15 protein-coding genes are annotated in these 18030 nt (G+C 65.0%); 7 read left to right on the forward strand and 8 right to left on the reverse strand.

Going from position 1 to position 18030, the window contains the following annotated elements:
- Window positions 1-42 precede the first annotated feature (42 nt).
- Together fusA and AC3FLX_RS00095 are read left to right on the forward strand one after the other, a co-directional pair.
- The gene (fusA, locus tag AC3FLX_RS00090; RefSeq protein WP_488692968.1) at window positions 43-2151 is read left to right on the forward strand and encodes an elongation factor G; all 2109 of its coding nucleotides are present in this window, start codon (window positions 43-45) and stop codon (window positions 2149-2151) included.
- Window positions 2152-2283: 132 nt separating this feature from the next.
- Window positions 2284-2535: a GlsB/YeaQ/YmgE family stress response membrane protein gene (locus AC3FLX_RS00095; protein WP_488692969.1), complete on the forward strand. Its 252-nt coding sequence runs from the start codon at window positions 2284-2286 to the stop codon at window positions 2533-2535.
- Here AC3FLX_RS00095 and AC3FLX_RS00100 read toward each other — a convergent pair.
- The 3 genes from AC3FLX_RS00100 to argG all read right to left on the reverse strand — a co-directional run bounded on the left by AC3FLX_RS00100 (window position 2500) and on the right by argG (window position 8539).
- A complete protein-coding gene (locus AC3FLX_RS00100; protein WP_488692970.1) occupies window positions 2500-5619 on the reverse strand; it encodes a transglycosylase domain-containing protein in 3120 nt (1039 codons plus the stop codon). The genes AC3FLX_RS00095 and AC3FLX_RS00100 overlap by 36 nt on opposite strands.
- Before the next feature lie 307 nt (window positions 5620-5926).
- Window positions 5927-6952 (reverse strand): aldo/keto reductase, encoded by a 1026-nt coding sequence (locus AC3FLX_RS00105; RefSeq protein WP_488692971.1) that lies wholly within the window; start codon window positions 6950-6952, stop codon window positions 5927-5929.
- A gap of 261 nt (window positions 6953-7213) precedes the next feature.
- On the reverse strand, window positions 7214-8539 hold the full coding sequence (gene argG / locus AC3FLX_RS00110) for an argininosuccinate synthase (protein WP_488692972.1): 1326 nt from the start codon (window positions 8537-8539) through the stop codon (window positions 7214-7216).
- 255 nt (window positions 8540-8794) lie between these two features.
- Here argG and AC3FLX_RS00115 point away from each other — a divergent pair, with 255 nt between their 5' ends.
- From AC3FLX_RS00115 to AC3FLX_RS00125, 3 genes are all read left to right on the forward strand, one after another.
- Entirely contained in the window at window positions 8795-9223 is a 429-nt protein-coding gene (locus AC3FLX_RS00115; protein ID WP_488692973.1) for a VOC family protein, read from the forward strand.
- Between the two features lie 78 nt (window positions 9224-9301).
- Window positions 9302-9505, forward strand: a complete 204-nt coding sequence (locus AC3FLX_RS00120) for a SlyX family protein (RefSeq protein ID WP_488692974.1) — start codon at window positions 9302-9304, stop codon at window positions 9503-9505.
- Between the two features lie 76 nt (window positions 9506-9581).
- Window positions 9582-10169, forward strand: a complete 588-nt coding sequence (locus AC3FLX_RS00125) for a DUF1439 domain-containing protein (protein ID WP_488692975.1) — start codon at window positions 9582-9584, stop codon at window positions 10167-10169.
- Here the strand turns inward: AC3FLX_RS00125 and AC3FLX_RS00130 are convergent.
- From AC3FLX_RS00130 to AC3FLX_RS00140, 3 genes are all read right to left on the reverse strand, one after another.
- On the reverse strand, window positions 10166-11023 hold the full coding sequence (locus tag AC3FLX_RS00130) for a DMT family transporter (RefSeq protein ID WP_488693660.1): 858 nt from the start codon (window positions 11021-11023) through the stop codon (window positions 10166-10168). The two genes, AC3FLX_RS00125 and AC3FLX_RS00130, sit on opposite strands and share 4 nt — an antisense overlap.
- Window positions 11024-11399: 376 nt before the next feature.
- Window positions 11400-12242, reverse strand: coding sequence for an NAD-dependent protein deacetylase (locus AC3FLX_RS00135; RefSeq protein WP_488692976.1), 843 nt, complete (start codon window positions 12240-12242; stop codon window positions 11400-11402).
- A complete protein-coding gene (locus tag AC3FLX_RS00140; RefSeq protein WP_488692977.1) occupies window positions 12239-12433 on the reverse strand; it encodes an oxidoreductase-like domain-containing protein in 195 nt (64 codons plus the stop codon). The genes AC3FLX_RS00135 and AC3FLX_RS00140 overlap by 4 nt, the downstream gene beginning before the upstream one ends.
- A 223-nt stretch (window positions 12434-12656) precedes the next feature.
- Between AC3FLX_RS00140 and AC3FLX_RS00145 the strand changes: the two genes are divergently transcribed.
- Both AC3FLX_RS00145 and AC3FLX_RS00150 read left to right on the forward strand, forming a co-directional pair.
- Window positions 12657-14990, forward strand: coding sequence for a patatin-like phospholipase family protein (locus AC3FLX_RS00145; RefSeq protein WP_488692978.1), 2334 nt, complete (start codon window positions 12657-12659; stop codon window positions 14988-14990).
- Window positions 14991-15211: 221 nt separating this feature from the next.
- Window positions 15212-16060 carry an IclR family transcriptional regulator domain-containing protein gene (locus AC3FLX_RS00150; RefSeq protein ID WP_488692979.1) on the forward strand — a complete coding sequence of 283 codons (849 nt, stop codon included), beginning with the start codon at window positions 15212-15214 and terminating at the stop codon, window positions 16058-16060.
- A 31-nt stretch (window positions 16061-16091) separates the two neighbouring features.
- Here AC3FLX_RS00150 and AC3FLX_RS00155 read toward each other — a convergent pair whose 3' ends face one another.
- Together AC3FLX_RS00155 and AC3FLX_RS00160 are read right to left on the reverse strand one after the other, a co-directional pair.
- Complete coding sequence (locus AC3FLX_RS00155; protein WP_488692980.1) at window positions 16092-16886, reverse strand: flagellar brake protein; 795 nt, start codon at window positions 16884-16886, stop codon at window positions 16092-16094.
- Window positions 16887-17095: 209 nt separating this feature from the next.
- A complete protein-coding gene (locus AC3FLX_RS00160) occupies window positions 17096-17992 on the reverse strand; it encodes a LysR substrate-binding domain-containing protein (RefSeq protein WP_488693662.1) in 897 nt (298 codons plus the stop codon).
- Window positions 17993-18030 lie beyond the last annotated feature (38 nt).

The following is an 18030-nucleotide window of genomic DNA, read 5'->3' on the forward strand; positions in this document are numbered from 1 at the left end:
GCTACGCTAACGGCCCGTGGTGCCCTTACCAGGAGAAACACCGTGCCCCGCAAGACCCCCATCGAACGCTATCGCAACATTGGCATCAGCGCCCACATCGACGCCGGCAAGACGACGACGACCGAGCGCATCCTCTTCTACACCGGCGTGAACCACAAGCTGGGCGAGGTGCACGACGGCGCGGCCACAATGGACTGGATGGAGCAGGAGCAGGAGCGCGGCATCACCATCACGTCGGCGGCCACCACGGCGTTCTGGAAAGGGATGGCCAACAACTATCCCGAGCATCGCATCAACATCATCGACACGCCGGGCCACGTCGACTTCACGATCGAAGTGGAACGCTCGATGCGCGTGCTCGACGGCGCCTGCATGGTGTACGACGCCGTGGGCGGCGTGCAGCCGCAGTCTGAAACCGTCTGGCGCCAGGCCAACAAGTACAAGGTGCCGCGCATTGCGTTCGTCAACAAGATGGACCGCGTTGGCGCCGACTTCCTGCGTGTGCGCGACCAGATCCAGTCGCGCCTCAAGGGCAATCCGATTCCGATCCAGATTCCAGTTGGCGCCGAGGACCATTTCCTGGGCGTGGTCGATCTGGTCAAAATGCAGGCCATTGTCTGGGACGACGCCAGCCAGGGTGTGCGCTTCGAATACACCGAGATTCCGGCCGACCTCAAGGACGTTGCTCAGGAATGGCACGACAAGATGATCGAGGCTGCCGCCGAAGCCAGCGAGGAACTGCTGGAGAAGTATCTGAGCGGCGAGACGTTGAGCGAAGACGAAATCAAGGCCGCGCTGCGCAAGCGCACCGTGGCCGGCGAGATCGTGCCGATGCTCTGCGGCAGCGCGTTCAAGAACAAGGGCGTGCAGGCGATGCTCGATGCCGTGATCGACTACCTGCCATCGCCGGTGGACGTGCCCGCCATCCTGGGCCATACCGAGGACGACAAGGAAGCGGAACGTCATCCGAGCGATGACGAGCCGTTCTCCGCGCTCGCGTTCAAGATCATGACGGACCCGTTCGTCGGCCAGTTGATCTTCTTCCGCGTGTATTCCGGCGTGGTCAATTCGGGCGACACCGTCTACAACCCCGTCAAGGCCAAGCGCGAGCGCCTGGGCCGCATCCTGCAGATGCATGCCAACGTGCGCAACGAGATCAAGGAAGTGCGCGCCGGCGACATCGCCGCGGCCGTGGGTCTGAAGGAAGCCACCACGGGCGACACGCTGTGCGACCCGGACAAGGTCATCATCCTGGAACGCATGACGTTCCCCGAGCCGGTCATTTCGCAGGCCGTGGAACCGAAGACCAAGGCCGACCAGGAAAAGATGGGGATTGCGCTGAACCGCCTGGCGCAGGAAGACCCGTCGTTCCGCGTGGCCACCGACGAGGAATCGGGCCAGACGATCATTTCCGGCATGGGCGAGCTGCACCTGGAAATCCTGGTGGACCGCATGCGGCGCGAATTCGGCGTGGAAGCGTCCGTCGGCAAGCCGCAGGTGGCATACCGCGAAACCATCAAGAGCGCGGCCAAGGACGTGGAAGGCAAGTTCGTCAAGCAGTCCGGCGGACGCGGCCAGTACGGCCACGTGGTGCTGAACGTGGAGCCGCTGCAGCAAGGTGGCGGCTACGAATTCGTCGATGCGATCAAGGGTGGCGTGGTGCCGCGCGAGTTCATCCCGGCGGTGGACAAGGGCATCCGCGAAACGCTGGAGACCGGCGTGCTGGCCGGCTACCCGGTGGTGGACGTCAAGGCGACGCTCGTGTTCGGCTCGTACCACGACGTGGACTCGAATGAAAACGCGTTCCGCATGGCCGGCTCGATGGCCTTCAAGGAAGGCATGCGCCGCGCCAAGCCGGTGCTGCTGGAACCGATGATGGCCGTGGAGGTGGAAACCCCCGAGGAATTCACCGGCAACGTGATGGGCGATCTGTCATCGCGGCGCGGCATCGTGCACGGCATGGAAGACATCGCGGGCGGCGGCGGCAAGATCGTTCGCGCCGAGGTGCCGCTGGCGACGATGTTCGGCTATTCCACGTCGCTGCGGTCGCTGACGCAGGGGCGCGCCACGTTCACGATGGAGTTCAAGCACTACGCGGAAGCCCCGGCCAACGTGGCCGAGGCCGTGATCAGTTCGCGCAAGGTAGGCTGACAGCCCTGGCAGGCAGGCACGGCGACGCGGCACAAGCATGCCGCGCCGCTGTTGCCGCCCCGTTTGTCACATGAATGCGGCACAATGTGCCCCAGACCTCTTCGCACCGCTTCGCAACGGAAGGAGCGCATCATGATGGCATTTCTCGGTACGGTATTCGTAGGCCTGATCGTCGGATTGCTTGCGCGGGCCATCAAGCCCGGTGACGACAAGATGGGATGGATCATGACGATCGTCCTGGGCGTCCTCGGAGCCCTGCTGGCTGGCTACGTCGGGCGCGCGATGGGCTTCTACCGGCCGGGCGAACCCGTCGGCTGGATCGCCTCGGTCCTTGGTGCGATGGCGCTGCTATTTATCTACGACGCCGTTCGTCGCAAGCGCTAGGTTGTCCGGCGGGCTGCCCTCGGGCAGCTCAAGCAGCGTCAGCGTCGGCATGGCCGCGCTGTCGCGGCAGCGCAGCAATGTGGCATCGCTGCCCGGCGCCGCCATTGCCGTGATCTGCGGCGCCAGCGAGCGCAGCACCCGTACGGCCAGCGCACTGGTGAACGAATAGCGCGCCGCATATGGTTCGCGCACGTGCACGGTTACCGTGCCGAAGTACCGCTCACCAATCACAAAGACGAAGGTTGCGGACCGATTCACTGCCCGCGACGAAATCACACGGCCACCCGAGCCATAGGTCTGAAAGCGCTGGTCGCCGGTGCCGGTCTTCCCGCCCACCACCAGCGGCGCACCCTGCGGCTGCCCCTTGCGGTTCAGCGGCACGAATGCGCCGTTGATCGACTTGGCCGTACCGGCCTGCACCACATCGAGCATCGACCGCCGCACCAGCGTCGCAATCTCCGGCGCAATCAGCGGCTTGCCCGGCTGCGGCCGCAGTCCGTACGTGGTGGCGTAGGGCGTCTGGCCCGCAAAAGCCAGCGTGCGCACTGTCGCCGGTTGCGCATCCACGCCGTTGTTCAGGATGATGCCGGCCAGCTCGGCCAGTGCCGCCGGGCGGTCACCCGACGCGCCAACCGCCGTCGCGTACGACGGTGTCAGCGATTCGAACGGATAGCCAAGACGATGCCAGCGCGTGGCGATCTTCTGGAACGCCTCGCGCTCCAGCAGCGTGCGGATACGCGCGTCCTGCCCGAGCTTGCTGCGCGTCTTGAACAGCCAGGCGTAGACGGTCTGCCGATCCGGCTCGCTGGCTTCAAGAATCTCCTTCAGCGTGGCGTCGGGATGCGTGCCGAGGTACTCCATCATCCACAGTTCCAGCGGATGGATGCGAGACAGGTAGCCGCGGTCGTTCAGGTTGAATTTGTCATGGCCATACTTGACGAAGAGCACCTGCATGTCTTCGTCCGACGGCTGGAATTTCTTCGGCAGGCGCTCACGCAGCATGCGCGCGAAGGTTTCGTAGTCGATGTTGGGCCGTGCGCTCAGCAGCGTCACGGCCAACCGGATGGCCGCAAGACGCGGCGTGGGCTGCTTGACGCGATCCAGCAGCACGACGAGCCGTTCGTCGTTGCTCTTGCCGCGATACCGCTGCCAGAACGCGGTCATGAACGCGGTGCCTTCCTCGTCGGCAAACTGTTCCAGGTAGGCGCGCCGGCTTGGCGAGTCCCGATCTTCGAACAGCGTGGAGGCATCGGGGTGTTCCTGCCAGACCTGGTAGCGCACGATGTCGCGCATCATGCGGATGAACACCAGGTTGACCGAGTGCTGGAATCCCACCCGCACGGTCATCTGGCGCTCGCCCTCCCATTTCTCGAAGTTCGTGAACGACTGCATGCCGCCGCCCGTGAAAAACGCTTCGCCGGCATTGCCCGAATACTTGCGCTCCATCGCGGCTTCCAGCACGGCCTGGCGCGTACGCTCGGCCGGGGCCTTCGCCTTAATCAGGTAATCGATCGTCCAGCGGGTCAGGGCATCCTGGCGCGGCACCTCGACGGCCTTCAGTTCCGCCGGCGTCATGCCCTGGTAACGCTCCAGAATCTCGCTGATGACTTCCAGATAGGTCACAAGCGTGCGCAGCTTGGCCGTGGACCCAAGGTTCAGTCGCGCCCCGCTGTTGATATCGAACGGCTGGTCGACGTTGTCCGCCTGCACGCGCACCACGCTGGCATTGCCCACGCGCTCGAACAGGGTGAAGCTGGCCACCAGCCTCGACGGGTCGTCGTTATCGCGCAGCAGGTTCTTGCCGTACAGGCCCATCTGGCGCGCGTCGTCCTTGTTGCGGATGCGCTGCAACGTCTGCGTCACCAGGCGCTGTGCCTCGCGGTTGATCGTGCTGTCCACGGTCAGGTCCAGCCTGTCGAGGTCATAGCGGCTGTCGACGCCGATCATGTGCTGCACGTCGTTGCGCACCTGGTTGACCGCCTTGCGCGTGACCCAGGGTTCGGGCACCGGACGCTGCGGCGGCGGCGCCTTTTCCAACGATTGCGCCAGCGCGGCATCGCGCAATTCCGGCGTGATGATGCCCGACGACGCCAGCAGGCGCAGGTAGCTGCCGGTCAGCGCATCGAGGTTGGTGTCGTCACGGCGCAGGTGATACGACGGCCGGCGTTGAGAAATGATCAGCGACAGCGCGCGTTTGTAAGCCTGCGCCGCACGCGGCGCGGGATCGCGCGGGTCCATCTCGCGCAGCATCCGGTTGACCTCGGCGAAGTCTTCGCCGTACCAGACATACATTGCGTCGCCGATGCCTTCGATCTCGCCGTGCCCGGCGCGCGCCGACATCGGCACCGTGTTGACGTAGTCAACCACGATGTTCTCGCGCGCGCGCTGTGTGTCGGGGCCATCGCGATAGGCCCGTAGTGAAGCGGAGGTCATCTGCCGCAACTTGTCGGCAATCGACTGGGTCTTGCCCTCCGGCGAATGACGGTATTTCTCGATCTGGGTGGCCAGCGTGCTGCCGCCGGGCGTGCCGTGGCTGCGGTCGACCAGGCGGATGCCCTGGTCCACGACCGCGCGAGAAAACCGGCGCCAGTCCAGCGCCGGATTCATCATCGGGTACTCGGGATTGAGCAGGTTCTGGTTCTCGACGAAAAGCAGGGACGAGACCAGCACCTTGGGAATGGAATCGAAATTCTCGTACTGCCGCTGCGGATAGCGGTCGTAGGACATGGTGAGCGCGTTGCAGTCGCGGATCACCAGTCCGGCCTGCGTCTTTTCGCGGTACGGCGGAAAGATGCCCTGCTCCATCAGCCGCACCATGTCATATGACATGCGCGACTGGGCCGTCGTGATATAGCCTTGCCGAAGTAGCCGCTCCCCAAATTCGCCGAGCTTTTCATAGCCAAGGCGCAAGTCGTAGGGGCCGGAGTGCGGGTAGCGGATGCTGTCGCTCGGTCCGGGCATGACTTCGTATGTCAATGACTTGCCCAGCCGGCTCATGTAGCGAGCCTGCCATTGAGACGTGCGTGCCTCGTTGGTGACGAGGCTCACGACAATGTACGCGCCGCCGCATACGGCGACTGCCATCCCAACGAGGATCCAGCCACGACGTGACACGATCTGCATCCGGTTGCGCCGGGCCTGCCGTTTCGGCAGGCATCGCCGGCTCAAAGCCTGCGCCACATGACTCTCATCCGGGAGTCACCGCGTACTTTTATATTACGCGGATCGGCTGCGGAATGTGCGATGGAAGTTGGCCTGCGCACGCATTCAAACGCGGCACCGTGCGAGCCGCGCAACAGGCAGCTTGGGCATCACACCCGCCTTTGTATTTCGCGGACGAAATGCCTGCTGCCGTTGTCATACTTACGTGCGCATGCCTGCGCGCGGCAACTCAAGCGGACGCCACCGGACGTCCGCCGAACGGATAGTTCGGATCGTTATAGCCGTGCGTCGATGCATGCCCGCGCGGCACGAGGTCGTCGATCATTGACTCTTCCTGCGCCGAAATGGCCGCGCCGACTGCACCAAAATAGTCCTCGAATTGCGCCAGCGTGCGCGGCCCCGCAATGACCGAGCTGATGATCGGATTGGCCAGCACCCAGGCGGTGGCAAACTGGCCCGGCGTCAGGCCGCGCCCTTCGGCATGCGCCTTCAGCTTTTGCGCAATGACGAGCGATTCTTCGCGGAACTCGGTTTCCATCATGCGCTTGTCGGCACGCCCGGCGCGAGAGTCCGCCTGCGGTGTCTGGCCCGGCAGGTACTTGCCCGTCAGCACCCCGCGCGCGATCGGGCTGTAGGGCACCACGCCCAGGCCAAAGTGCTGGCACGCGGGCAGGATTTCCACTTCCGGCATGCGGTTCAGCAGGTTGTAGTACGGCTGGCATGCCACCGGACGCGGCACGCCGAGCTTGTCACACAGCGCGGCGATCTCGGCGATGCGCCAGCCGCGGAAGTTCGACACGGCCCAGTAGCGGATCTTGCCCGCGCGGATCAGGTCCCCCATCGCGCGTACCGGCTCTTCCAGGTTCGCGCCGGCGAAGTCGCGGTGCAGGTAAAGGACGTCGACGAAATCGGTGGCCAGGCGGCGCAGGCTGTCTTCCACTTCGCGCATGATCCAGGTTCGCGAGTAGTTCTGCTGGTTCGGGCCGCTGCCCATGCCATTGCCGAGCTTGGTTGCCAGCACCCAGTCATGGCGCTGACCCTGCAGCAGACGGCCGACCATCGATTCCGACGCGCCCTTGGTGTACACGTCCGCCGTATCGATGAAATTGACGCCATGCTCGCGGGCGCTGGCGACGATACGGCCAGCTTCCGCTTCGTCGGTCTGGTCGCCGAACATCATCGTGCCAAGGCACAGGGTGGATACGTTCAGGTTGCTGGCGCCCAGGCGGCGGTATTGCATGGTGAAATCTGTCATGGCGTGGTTCCCCGATAAACGAAGCCGAAGCAAAAAATGACAGCCGGCCTCGTCGGCCGGCAATGCGCATTGTGCCGCGTTGCGGCGCAGCGTGCAGGGCCCGCGGAGAAACCGGCCCGGAACCGGGCGACGCCGGCGGCCGGGCAATCGGGGCTATGCGGCGCTGGCAGCAGCCATCGATCCGGCGCGCCGGCTCCGGGCGAAAAAAAACCGGCACGATCACTCGTGCCGGTTTTTGCTGTTTCAGCGTGCCGCGCTGGCTCAGTCTTCGAGCTTCGGCAGTGCCGCGCTGGTCTGCGTCGACAGCAGGCCGGTCTTGGCATACGTCTGCAGCTTCTCGCGCGTGTCGACGATGTCGAGCGTACGCATCGTCAGCTGGCCGATGCGGTCCAGCGGCGTGAACATCGACTCGCCCTTTTCCATCGTCAGGCGCTCGGGCTTGTACGTCAGGTTCGGCGAGGTGGTGTTCAGGATCGAGTAGTCGTTGCCACGGCGCAGTTCGATGGTCACTTCGCCGGTGATGGCACCAGCCACCCAGCGCTGGGCGGTTTCGCGCAGCATGATAGCCTGCGGGTCGAACCAGCGGCCCTGGTACAGCAGGCGGCCCAGGCGGCGGCCATTGTCACGGTACTGCTCGATCGTGTCTTCGTTGTGGATGCCGGTGATCAGACGCTCGTAGGCGATGAACAGCAGCGCCAGGCCCGGGGCTTCGTAGATGCCACGGCTCTTGGCTTCGATGATGCGGTTCTCGATCTGGTCGCTCATGCCCAGGCCGTGACGGCCACCGATGACATTGGCTTCCATGAACAGGTCCACGGCGTTGGCGAACGTCTTGCCGTTCAGCGCCACCGGCTGGCCTTCTTCGAAACGCACGGTCACTTCCTCGCGCTTCACTTCCACCTCGTCGCGCCAGAACTGCACGCCCATGATCGGCTGGACGATGCGGATGCCCGAGTTCAGGTGCTCCAGGTCCTTGGCCTCGTGCGTGGCGCCAAGCATGTTCGAATCGGTCGAGTAAGCCTTTTCCGTCGACATCTTGTAGTCATGGCCGTTCTGGCGCATGAACTCGGACATTTCCGTACGGCCGCCCAGTTCGTCGATGAACTGCTGGTCCAGCCACGGCTTGTAGATCTGCAGACCGGGGTTGGTCAGCAGGCCGTAGCGGTAGAAACGCTCGATGTCGTTGCCCTTGAACGTGCTGCCGTCGCCCCAGATGTTGACGCCGTCTTCCTTCATCGCGGCCACCAGCATGGTACCGGTCACGGCACGGCCGATCGGCGTGGTGTTGAAGTACGTCACGCCAGCGGTGGAGATGTGGAACGCGCCGCACTGCAGCGCGGCGATGCCTTCGGCCACCAGCTGGGTGCGGCAGTCCACCAGGCGGGCGGCTTCGGCGCCGTAGGCCATCGCACGGCGGGGGATGTCGTCGTAGTCCGGCTCGTCCGGCTGGCCCAGGTTGGCGGTGTAGGCGTAGGGAATGGCGCCCTTCTGACGCATCCAGAGGAGCGCGGCGCTGGTGTCCAGGCCGCCCGAGAATGCGATACCGACGCGCTGGCCGGAAGGAATGTGCTGCAGGATGGTAGTCATCGCCAGAAAACCAGGTGAATTTGTCGGCTCTTGGGGCGCCCCCGCACGATTGGATCATGCGGCGAGCCGGTCCGGCGCCCGAAACTCGTAACCTTGAATTGTGACATGGCACGGCGTCAGCGCCAAACGCAGGCCGCGCCAAAATAAATGTGGACATTGTCCAGACCGTCGACTAGGCTTTTGTGGACGGCGTACACAAGCGCCGCATCCGCACAATGTTCCGGCCCGCCGGACCCAACCCAGCAGGAGATGTCGATGTCTTCGAAAGTCCAGTCTTACCTGTTCTTCGACGGTCGCGCAGAGGAAGCGGCCGAGTTCTACAAGACCGCCATTGGCGCGAAGGTGGAAGCGCTGATGCGCTTCAAGGACGCACCGCCCGATGCCGGCCCCGGCTGCGGCCCGGCGCCTGGCAGCGGCGAAAAAGTCATGCATATGGCTCTGCAGGTCGGCGACACCACGATCATGGGTTCCGACGGCGAAAACAAGGGCAACGCCGAATTCAAGGGCTTTGCACTGTCGATCACCGTGGGCAGCGGCGCCGAAGTGGACAAGACCATCGGCGCGCTGTCCCAGGGCGGCCAGGTGGCAATGCCGGCCGCGCCGACGTTCTTCAGCGAGCGGTTTGGCATGGTGGCCGACAAGTTCGGCATCACCTGGATGGTGCTGGTGGCACCGAAGGAATGACGCGCTGATCCACGCGCCTCCGGCTGGGCGCCGGGTAGCATCCCGTACAATGCGCCGCGCCCAACCGGAGAATCGCTAATGGAATCCCGCCTGACCGATCTGGAAGTGAAGGTCGCCTTCCAGGAGGACCTGATCGACACGCTCAACCTGACCGTCGCCCGCCAGCAGCAACAGATCGACCTGCTGCAGGCCCAGTTCCGCGTGCTGTACCAACAGGTGCGCGCCGCCGCGCCAATGGCGGCCGAGACCAATCCTGAGCACGAAATTCCGCCGCACTATTGAAGCGCGCGCATCACTTTCCGGAACGATCAGCGCAGTGACCGGGTCAGACCGGCTATCGACAGTCCGTTCCGCACCCATGTTCCTGACCGCCACGCCCACCCGCCGCACCTCGCGGCTCCTGGCAGCAGCCATCGTCGTTGCTGGCGCCATTGCCGCCACTGGCACCGCCCAGGCCGGCTACAACATCTGGACCGGCGAATACACGTTCACCAAGGCGGAACTCCAGAGCGCCGTGGACAAGCGCTTTCCCACCACGCTGCGCTACGGCGAGCTGGTCAGCGTGCAGCTATCGCGCCCGCGGCTGGTGCTCGATGAAGCCACCAACCGCGTCACCACGCAGGTGGACGCGGCGGTGACCAACACCATCATTCCATCACCGCCGGTCAACGGCACGATGTCGCTCAACAGCGGCGTGAAGTACGACACCACGCAACGCGCGGTGCTGCTCGACAACCCCACCGTGCAGGATGTACAGGTGCAGGGCATGGCCCAGTACACACAGCAGCTCAATGCCATCGGCGCCGTGGTGGCCGAACAGTTGCTCAAGGACTATCCGCTGCATACGTTCAAGCCCGAGGAACTGCGCTTCAACGGCCGCGACGTACAGCCCGGCGCCATCACCGTGAAGCCCGACGGCATCAGCGTGAAGCTCGACCTGCGCTAGCGCGCGGGCCGGAACACCAGCGCCAGCCCCGCCGGTATGGCTACCATGCCGACCAGTGCCAGCGGCGCGGGCCGGTTGCCCAGGAACAGGTAATCAAGCAGCACGGTGGCCGGGGGCACGAGGTAGAACAGGCTCGTGACGTTGACGAGATCGCCGCGCTGGATCAAGCGGTAGAACAGCAGCGTCGCCACTACCGAGATCACGATACCCATCCAGAGCAGCGGCACGTAGAAGCCCGCGGCGTGCTCGAAGCGGAATGACTGGAACGGCAGACACGCCAGGCACATCCCCAGCGCCACGGCATATTGCAACGGCAGCACTTCAACGGGCGCCTGTTTCACACCCTTCTGCCAGACCGCCCCCGTCGTAATGCAGGCCAGCGCGCCCAGCGCGCAAAGCCATCCGCCCGCCGATAACCGAGCGGCAAGCAGACTGTCGGCAACGATCGTGACCAGCCCGGCCAGCGCCAGCACCAGCCCGCCCAGGCGTGTCAGCGAAACGCGACGTTCGGCCCAGAGCAGCGTCAGGATGGGCTGCACGCCCAGCACTGTCGCCAGCACACCCGGTGTCATACCGTGATCGAGGGCCAGCAGGTAACAGATCGAGTAGCCGCCAATCATCAATGCACCGGCCAGCGCCACCCGCCAGCGTGTTCCGGGTGCCGGCAGGAGTCGCCGGCGCAGTATCCCCAGCGCGGTGAGCACCGAAAGCGCGATCAGGAATCGCAATGTGAGAAAGGCAAACGGCGACGCATGCGCCAGGCCCCAGCGGCTGAAGATCGCGCCGCCGCTCCACAGCAGTACAAACAGCGGGGTAGCGCCATAGGTAGCCAGAAGGCTCGCGCGCGTGCGCATGACGGCATCTGCCGCCACGGCATTCTTTTGGGAAGTCATGAGTTGTCCTGTTGAAAACCACGCAGACCCCGGCGCGTGCTCACGCGGCACGCATCAGCACGACATCAGTCGGTCAAACCGGGGATAAGAACAGCGGCAGTCAGCCGCGTGGGGGCGCCATCGGGGGCGCCGTGGGAGGCGCGATGGAGGGAGGCGCCACAGGACCCGCGCCAAGCAAACCGCGCTCGCGCGCTGGCAGGCCGCAGGGATCGGCGGCGACAGCAGCAGTGGCGAAAGCGATGGCTCGGAGCGTCATGGTGTGAGGATGATTCGAAATATGCCGGCGCAATCCGCTGCACCGGCAACGCACAGATGCTAGCCGCGTCGTTCGCCGCGGTCAACCGGCGTCGGCGACATCCAGGCCGAGGGCATTGCCCAGCGCCGCCAGCGTTGGCCCGATCGGCGCCGACACCTTGAGCGTCAGCAGCGGATCGGCGCGCGTTGTGCCCAGGTTGAGCGCCGCGATCGGCACGCCGCGCTCCGCGGCCCACAGGCAGAACCGGTAGCCGGAAAACACGGTCAGCGACGAACCGATGACCAATACCCCGTCAGCGGCATCCAGTGCCTGCCGACCGGCATCCACGCGCTCGCGCGGCACCGATTCGCCGAAGAACACCACATCGGGTTTGAGCACGCCGCTGCAGCGTTCGCAGTCCGGCACGGCGAAGTCGTCGAACAGGGGCGATTCCAGATGCGCGTCGCCATCGGCGGCGGGCAACGCCGAGATGTCGCGGAACGAGGGGTTATGCAGCCAGAGCCAGCGCTGGATGTCCTGGCGCCGATAGCGCGTGGCGCACGACAGGCAGATCACCTGTCCGATGCTGCCATGCAGCTCGATCACATCGCGGCTGCCCGCGCGCTGGTGCAGGCCATCCACATTCTGGGTAACCAGTGCCGCCACCCGGCCGGCATCGCCCAGCCGCGCCACCACCCTGTGGCTGATGTTCGGCTGCGCCGCGTCTGCCGCGGGCCAGCCAACCATGCTGCGCGCCCAATAGCGTTGGCGCGCGGCGGGGCCGCTCAGGAACGCCGTGATCGTCATCGGCGCCGAGCGTTGCCAGCGGCCCTGCTCGTCACGATAGCCGGGGATGCCCGAGTCGGTGCTGATGCCCGCCCCGGTCAGCACGAACAGCCGCTGATGGCGTTCGGCGAAGCCGGTCAGCGCCGTGATGTCGCTCACGGGTCCACCTTGACGCGGCCGACCTGGCGGGCTTCCCAGGCCTTCAGTTCCTGGCGGTAGCGATCCATCTCGTCGTTGTAGAAGTCGAACACGCACGGATCGCAGCCGCTCTGGCAGCACTCGTTGTCGCCGGGGCGCTCGGGCGGCTGTGGCTTGGGGTCATCGGGCAACGGAAAGGACTCGGCGGACACGGCAATGCAGGAAGAAAACGAAACCGCGCCAGTATATGCCGCCTGCGAAATACGGCTCCGGCCACGGGCTCAGGGTCTTTGGTCCAATGCATGCGACGGCAATCCCTGATATGCAGGAATCCAAACCCATATTGAATTGTTTCGAGGGTGCTGTGCCGTGCCTGACGCTTGCTGCTAGTGTGGTTGCGCCAAAAAGCCGGTACACGGCGGAATGTCTCTTGTCATGGTTACTGCCACGCGCATCACTTCCGCATTGCGTCGGTCCGCCACAGCCGTGACGGCCGCGCTGGCCTGCGCCACCGTCATGGCCACCGAAGCGGGCCAGCAGCCATTGCCGCCGCCAAATCCCGCCCCTGCCGCCCCGCCGGTATTGAGTCCCGCCGTGCCCGGCACTTCCATCGTCAAGCCATCCATGCCGCCCCACCCGGCAGCACGGCCGAAAATATGTCTCGTGCTGTCCGGGGGCGGCGCGCGCGGCGCGGCACACATCGGCGTATTGAAGGTGCTGGAGGAGCTGCGCGTGCCCGTGGACTGCATCGCCGGTACCAGCATGGGTTCGCTGGTCGGCGGCGCGTATGCCGCCGGCATGAGCACCCCCGATATGGAAAAGCTCGTGGGCGGCCTCTCCACCGACGCGATCTTCAAGGAACGGCCGCCGCGGCAAGACCTGGCCATCCGCCGCAAGATAGAGGACCACACCAACCTGATCACGCCCGAGATCGGGGTACGCAGCGACGGCCTGCTATTACCCAAGGGCGTGGTATCGGGCGTGCAGCTGGAAACCGTGCTGCGGCAACTGGCCAATGCGCCGGGCTACCGCAACTTCGACCTGCTGCCCATTCCATACCGCGCCGTCGCCACCGACCTGGTGGCCGGCACGCCGGTCGTGTTCAGCGAAGGCGAACTGGCCAATGTAATGCGCGCCAGCATGTCGGTGCCCGGTGCCGTGGCCCCGACCGAGTACCAGGGCAAGCTGCTGGTGGACGGCGGCCTGACCGACAACCTGCCCGTGGACGTGGCGCGCACAATGGGCGCGGACATCGTCATCGCGGTCAACCTTGGAACACCCCTTATGAAGCGCGAGGAACTCACCTCGCTGATCGGCGTGACGGGGCAGATGCTCAATATCCTGACCGAGCAGAACGTGCGGACATCGCTGGCGTCGCTCAAACCCACCGACATCCTGATCGAGCCGGCACTCGGCGATTTCTCGGCGGGCGACTTCAACCACCTGCCAAAAGCGATTCCGATTGGCGAAGCAGCGGCGCGCCGCGAGACCGACAGGCTGACTGCGCTGTCGATACCGCCCGACCAGTATGCGGCGCTGCGCACCGCCCAGCGCGCGCTGCCGCCTCCTGACCTGCGCCCGGTCGACGAGATCCGCTTTTCAAAGCTTGAGCGCGTGAACCCGGACTTCGCCGCGGCCACGATGGAGACCAAGCCCGGCGAGCCAATCACGCAGGCCACGCTGGACCGCGACATGCGGCGGCTGTTCGGCACCGGCGACTTCGAACACGTGAACTATCGATTCCTGGAAGAGCCTGGCAAGCGCGTGCTGGGCGTGGATGCCGTGGAAAAGACCTACGGACCGGACTATCTGCGCTTCGGGCTGGGCCTTAGCTCCGACTTCCGCGGCAACGCCTATTTCAACCTGCTGACGAGCTACCGCCGCACATGGCTGAACGCGCTCGGCGCCGAATGGCGCAACGACGTGCAGGTTGGGCAGACTTCGAGCTTGGTCAGCGAGTTCTACCAACCGCTCGATACGCGCCAGCTGTTCTTCGTGGCACCGCGCATCGAGCTGGAAAGACGCCCGGTCAACGTGTTCAGTGGTGACAACAAGATTGCCGAATACGACTTGCGCCGCACCGACTTCGCCTTCGACGTCGGCAGCCAGTTCACAAAGTATGGCGAAGCACGGCTGGGCGTGGTGATCGGGCAGCAGCACCTGTCCCTGTCCACCGGGCCCAAATCACTGGCACCCGCCGCCGGGAGCGAAGTGCAGCGACGCGCCATCGCTGGCCGCCTGCTGTTCGACCAGCTCGACAGCATCAACTTTCCACGCTTTGGCTACGGTGGAACGCTGAACATTTTCTCGTCGCAGGCAGGCATGGGCGCCACCGATACGTACACGAAAGGCGAATTCACGGCCACGGGCGCCTATTCGGTCGGCAACAACACGCTGAGCTTCGGCATCCGTGCCGGCTCCAATCTGGGCGGCCCGGCGCTGCCCCGCTACGACCTGTTCCAGTGGGGCGGCTTTCTGCAACAGTCCGGGTACAGCACGGGTCAGCTGATTGGCGGCAACATCCAGTTTGCTCGGCTGGTCTATTACAACAAGCTCGCCAAGCAGACACTGCTGGAAGGCGTCTATGCGGGAGCCTCGCTGGAAGTCGGGCGCGTCGGTGCCCCACTCGTTCCGGGCAGCCCGACGGGGCTGCTGAAGTCCGGCTCGCTGTTCCTGGGCGTGGACAGTCCCATCGGCCCGCTATATCTGGCCTACGGGCGGGCGGCCGGCGGCCAATACGCGTTCTACCTGTTCCTGGGCAAACCATGACCGCGGCCGCGAAGTGCGCCAGACGGGACCCCACCTAAGTTGTATTTAATGTCTCTATGGGGCTCTCTATACTTGGCGATGTCACCGGGATCTCCGTCTCGACTGACACCCCCCCTTCCCCCGTCGCCGTCCCAATCGGCGACATTTTTTTGCCCGAAGTTCGGAAATCCGCCAGCCGCGGCGGTAAGATGCGCGATTATCGAACAGCGCATTGGCCATTCATGGACGCCCCCAATCCCATCCACCTGAAGCCGGCCCAGGCCGATACGGTCCGCGCCGCGCACCCGCCGGCCGACATCCTCAACAGCTTTGCCGGGGACCCGAACTTCATGCTGTCGCTGGCCCGCGGCCTGACGGTGCTGGAGGCGTTTTCCGAGCGCAAGCGGCCGCTGACCATCTCGCAGGTGGCGCAGCGCACGCAACTGTCGCGCGCGTCGGTGCGGCGCTGCCTCTATACGCTTGAGCAATTGGGATATGTGAGCCAGCAGGATGGACACTTTGCGCTGCGGCCCCGCGTGTTGCATCTGGGCCACGCCTACTTTTCGTCGACCTCGCTCGTGTCGTCGGCACAGCCGATTCTCGACACGCTGAGCGCCCGCGTGCACGAGACATCGGCACTGGCCATTCTCGACGGCATCGACATCCTGTACCTGGTTCGCTCCGAAGTGCAGCGCGTACTGACTCACGCGCTGGGCATGGGCAGCCGCCTACCGGCCTATTGCACGTCCACCGGCCGCCTGCTGCTGGCCCATCAGCCCGATGCGGTGCTGGAAGCGTTCTTCGAACATGCCGAATTGCGTCCGCGCACGCTGCTGACCAAGGTATCGCGGCCAGAACTGGAAGCAGCGTTCCAGCGCGCGCGCGAGCTGGACTATGTGCTGATCGACGAAGAACTGGAACCCGGCCTGCGCGCAATTGCCGTACCGGTGCGCTCGCAGACAGGCATGGTGGTGGCCGCCATCAGCGTGAGCGTGAAGGCCAACAAGGTTTCGGAATCGGAAATGGTTGCGCGACTGCTCGCCCCGATGCGCGAGGCGGCAGTGGCAATTGGCAAGCTGGTAGGCAGCTGACGGCTACGCCGGGGCATGGCCCCGGCATTTTTCAGCCCCGGTGGGCCAGTTCGAGCTGGAACACCAGGCGCTGCAGGAAGTTTTCCATACGCCCATCGGGATTCAGGAAGGCGCAGCCGTAGTGGTGGACGGTGTTGTCGTCAAACCCGACCAGCCAGTGCCCCACCACCTGCATATCCAGCTCCAGGCGCCCCAGTTCGGCAAAATCGAGCCGGCATTTCTTGATGACGGTTCCTACCGGCAACTGGTCGGCGCCCACGGCACGCGAGCGCAGGCCGACGCCCGACAGCGAAAGGTCGGCGATATCGAGCTGCAGAACGGACTTGTCCGCCGATTCCGGCAACTGGATCTCACAGCGGTAGCCCTTGGTCAGCAGCGTGCGCGCGCGGAAATGGCGGCGGCGCTGGAAGTGATAGAGCTTTTCCGGGAAGTCGGCGATAAAGGCCGGGCCGCCCTCGAAGCGAGTGGCACCGGGCGTGCCCACCACGAAGTTCACCGGCACACCGCGCAGCAACCCCGAAAAGGCGTTCTGCTCCGATGCCAGCAGCGCCTGGCGCTCCGCATCGGCACGGCACCAGTCGAAGATGAAAGTCTTGTTGGCCGGATCGACATGCAGGATCGATGTCACGATCTCCGAGCCGCCCCGCGAACGTACGTTCAGCAGGCATTTCTGCCATGCCATGTCGCGCAGCACTGTGCCGATCTGGGAACTGTGAGTCAGCCGGTAGCGTTCATCCGACTGCGTCGAGTCCCGCTCATCGGGCTCGCCCTCGAACTGGGACAAGGATTGGCCTGCATGCGGCCCGCGGGGATCTTGAAGACTCATGGAATACGCTACTTCGAATAGTGGTTGCGCCGCAGTACGCCAGGGCGGGGGACGCAATGGATCTGTTGGCGCGCGGCGCGCCAGCGCCGCATGGTAAGCGCGCCACCATAGCGGCGCAAGCATATGCCTTTGGCCTTCGGCAAAATACGACGTAACTTTAGGAACCGACTTCGGTGGGGTAGCTTCCGCTACGCTTTCGACCCCGCCGGTTACAAAGTTTGCGGCCCTCCCGGCTTCCGTGCCAGTTCGGCACGCAGCCAGCTCAGAAGCGCCTGCCGGCGCGGGTCCCGCGCAAACGGCACCGGCGATATCAGGTGATAGGCCGTGCCATCCGCCACAAACCCGTTGGGCGCGGTCAGCCGGCCATCGGCCAGTTCATCGGCCGCCATCCATTCGGACGCCACGGCCCAGCCCAGGCCCGCCGCGGCGGCTTGCAGGCTCAGGTAGAAGTGCTCGTACCAGGCGTCCTGCCGGCCCGCCCCCATGCCGTCTTTGCCGCCCGGCACCGCCACACCCGCGCTGCGCGCCCACCGCTGCCAGGCGTCGGGGCGCGTGCGGGTATGCAGCCTGACTACATCAGCCAATGCGGTGGCTGACTGGTCGGGACGGCAGACCGGTCCCACACGCTCCGGCGCAAGCTCGCTCGTATGCCAGCGCGGGTCGAACGCAAAATCGTTTCGCCGCAGCGCAACATCGATACCTTGCGCGGCAAAGTCGACCGGACCGCCGGCCGTCATCAGGTGCAGTGGAATCTCGGGATGTACCGCCGTGAACCGCCCCAGCCGTGGAATCAGCCAGCGCATGGCGATGGTTGGCTCGCAGGACAGCACCAGCGCCGTACTGGGCGCGGGCACACGAATCCTGTCCGCGGCCGAGGCCAGCAGCTCCATCGACTGTGTGGCCGCCGCATGCAGTGTTTGCCCGGCTTCGGTCAGGAAAACCGCGCGATTGCGCCGTTCGAACAAGGCCACCCCCAGCGCGTCTTCAAGCTGCCGGATCTGGCGACTGATCGCGCCGTGCGTCAGATGCAGTTCCTCCGCCGCGCGGGCGAAATTCTGGTGTCTCGCAGCCGCCTCGAAGAAGCGCACCCACCCCATCCAGTGCATGGAAGTCATGCCGATCAGTCAGCTTTTCTATCGGAATT

Source organism: Cupriavidus sp. 291-E7 (assembly GCF_057798835.1).

Coding starts and splice junctions, on each gene's coding strand:
- AC3FLX_RS00095 (WP_488692969.1), top strand. CDS start 2,284: ATGATGGCATTTCTCGGTACGGTATTCGTAGGCCTGATCGTCGGATTG.
- AC3FLX_RS00100 (WP_488692970.1), bottom strand. CDS start 5,619: ATGGCAGTCGCCGTATGCGGCGGCGCGTACATTGTCGTGAGCCTCGTC.
- AC3FLX_RS00105 (WP_488692971.1), bottom strand. CDS start 6,952: ATGACAGATTTCACCATGCAATACCGCCGCCTGGGCGCCAGCAACCTG.
- argG (WP_488692972.1), bottom strand. CDS start 8,539: ATGACTACCATCCTGCAGCACATTCCTTCCGGCCAGCGCGTCGGTATC.
- AC3FLX_RS00115 (WP_488692973.1), top strand. CDS start 8,795: ATGTCTTCGAAAGTCCAGTCTTACCTGTTCTTCGACGGTCGCGCAGAG.
- AC3FLX_RS00120 (WP_488692974.1), top strand. CDS start 9,302: ATGGAATCCCGCCTGACCGATCTGGAAGTGAAGGTCGCCTTCCAGGAG.
- AC3FLX_RS00125 (WP_488692975.1), top strand. CDS start 9,582: ATGTTCCTGACCGCCACGCCCACCCGCCGCACCTCGCGGCTCCTGGCA.
- AC3FLX_RS00130 (WP_488693660.1), bottom strand. CDS start 11,023: ATGCGCACGCGCGCGAGCCTTCTGGCTACCTATGGCGCTACCCCGCTG.
- AC3FLX_RS00145 (WP_488692978.1), top strand. CDS start 12,657: ATGGTTACTGCCACGCGCATCACTTCCGCATTGCGTCGGTCCGCCACA.
- AC3FLX_RS00150 (WP_488692979.1), top strand. CDS start 15,212: ATGGACGCCCCCAATCCCATCCACCTGAAGCCGGCCCAGGCCGATACG.
- AC3FLX_RS00155 (WP_488692980.1), bottom strand. CDS start 16,886: ATGAGTCTTCAAGATCCCCGCGGGCCGCATGCAGGCCAATCCTTGTCC.
- AC3FLX_RS00160 (WP_488693662.1), bottom strand. CDS start 17,992: ATGCACTGGATGGGGTGGGTGCGCTTCTTCGAGGCGGCTGCGAGACAC.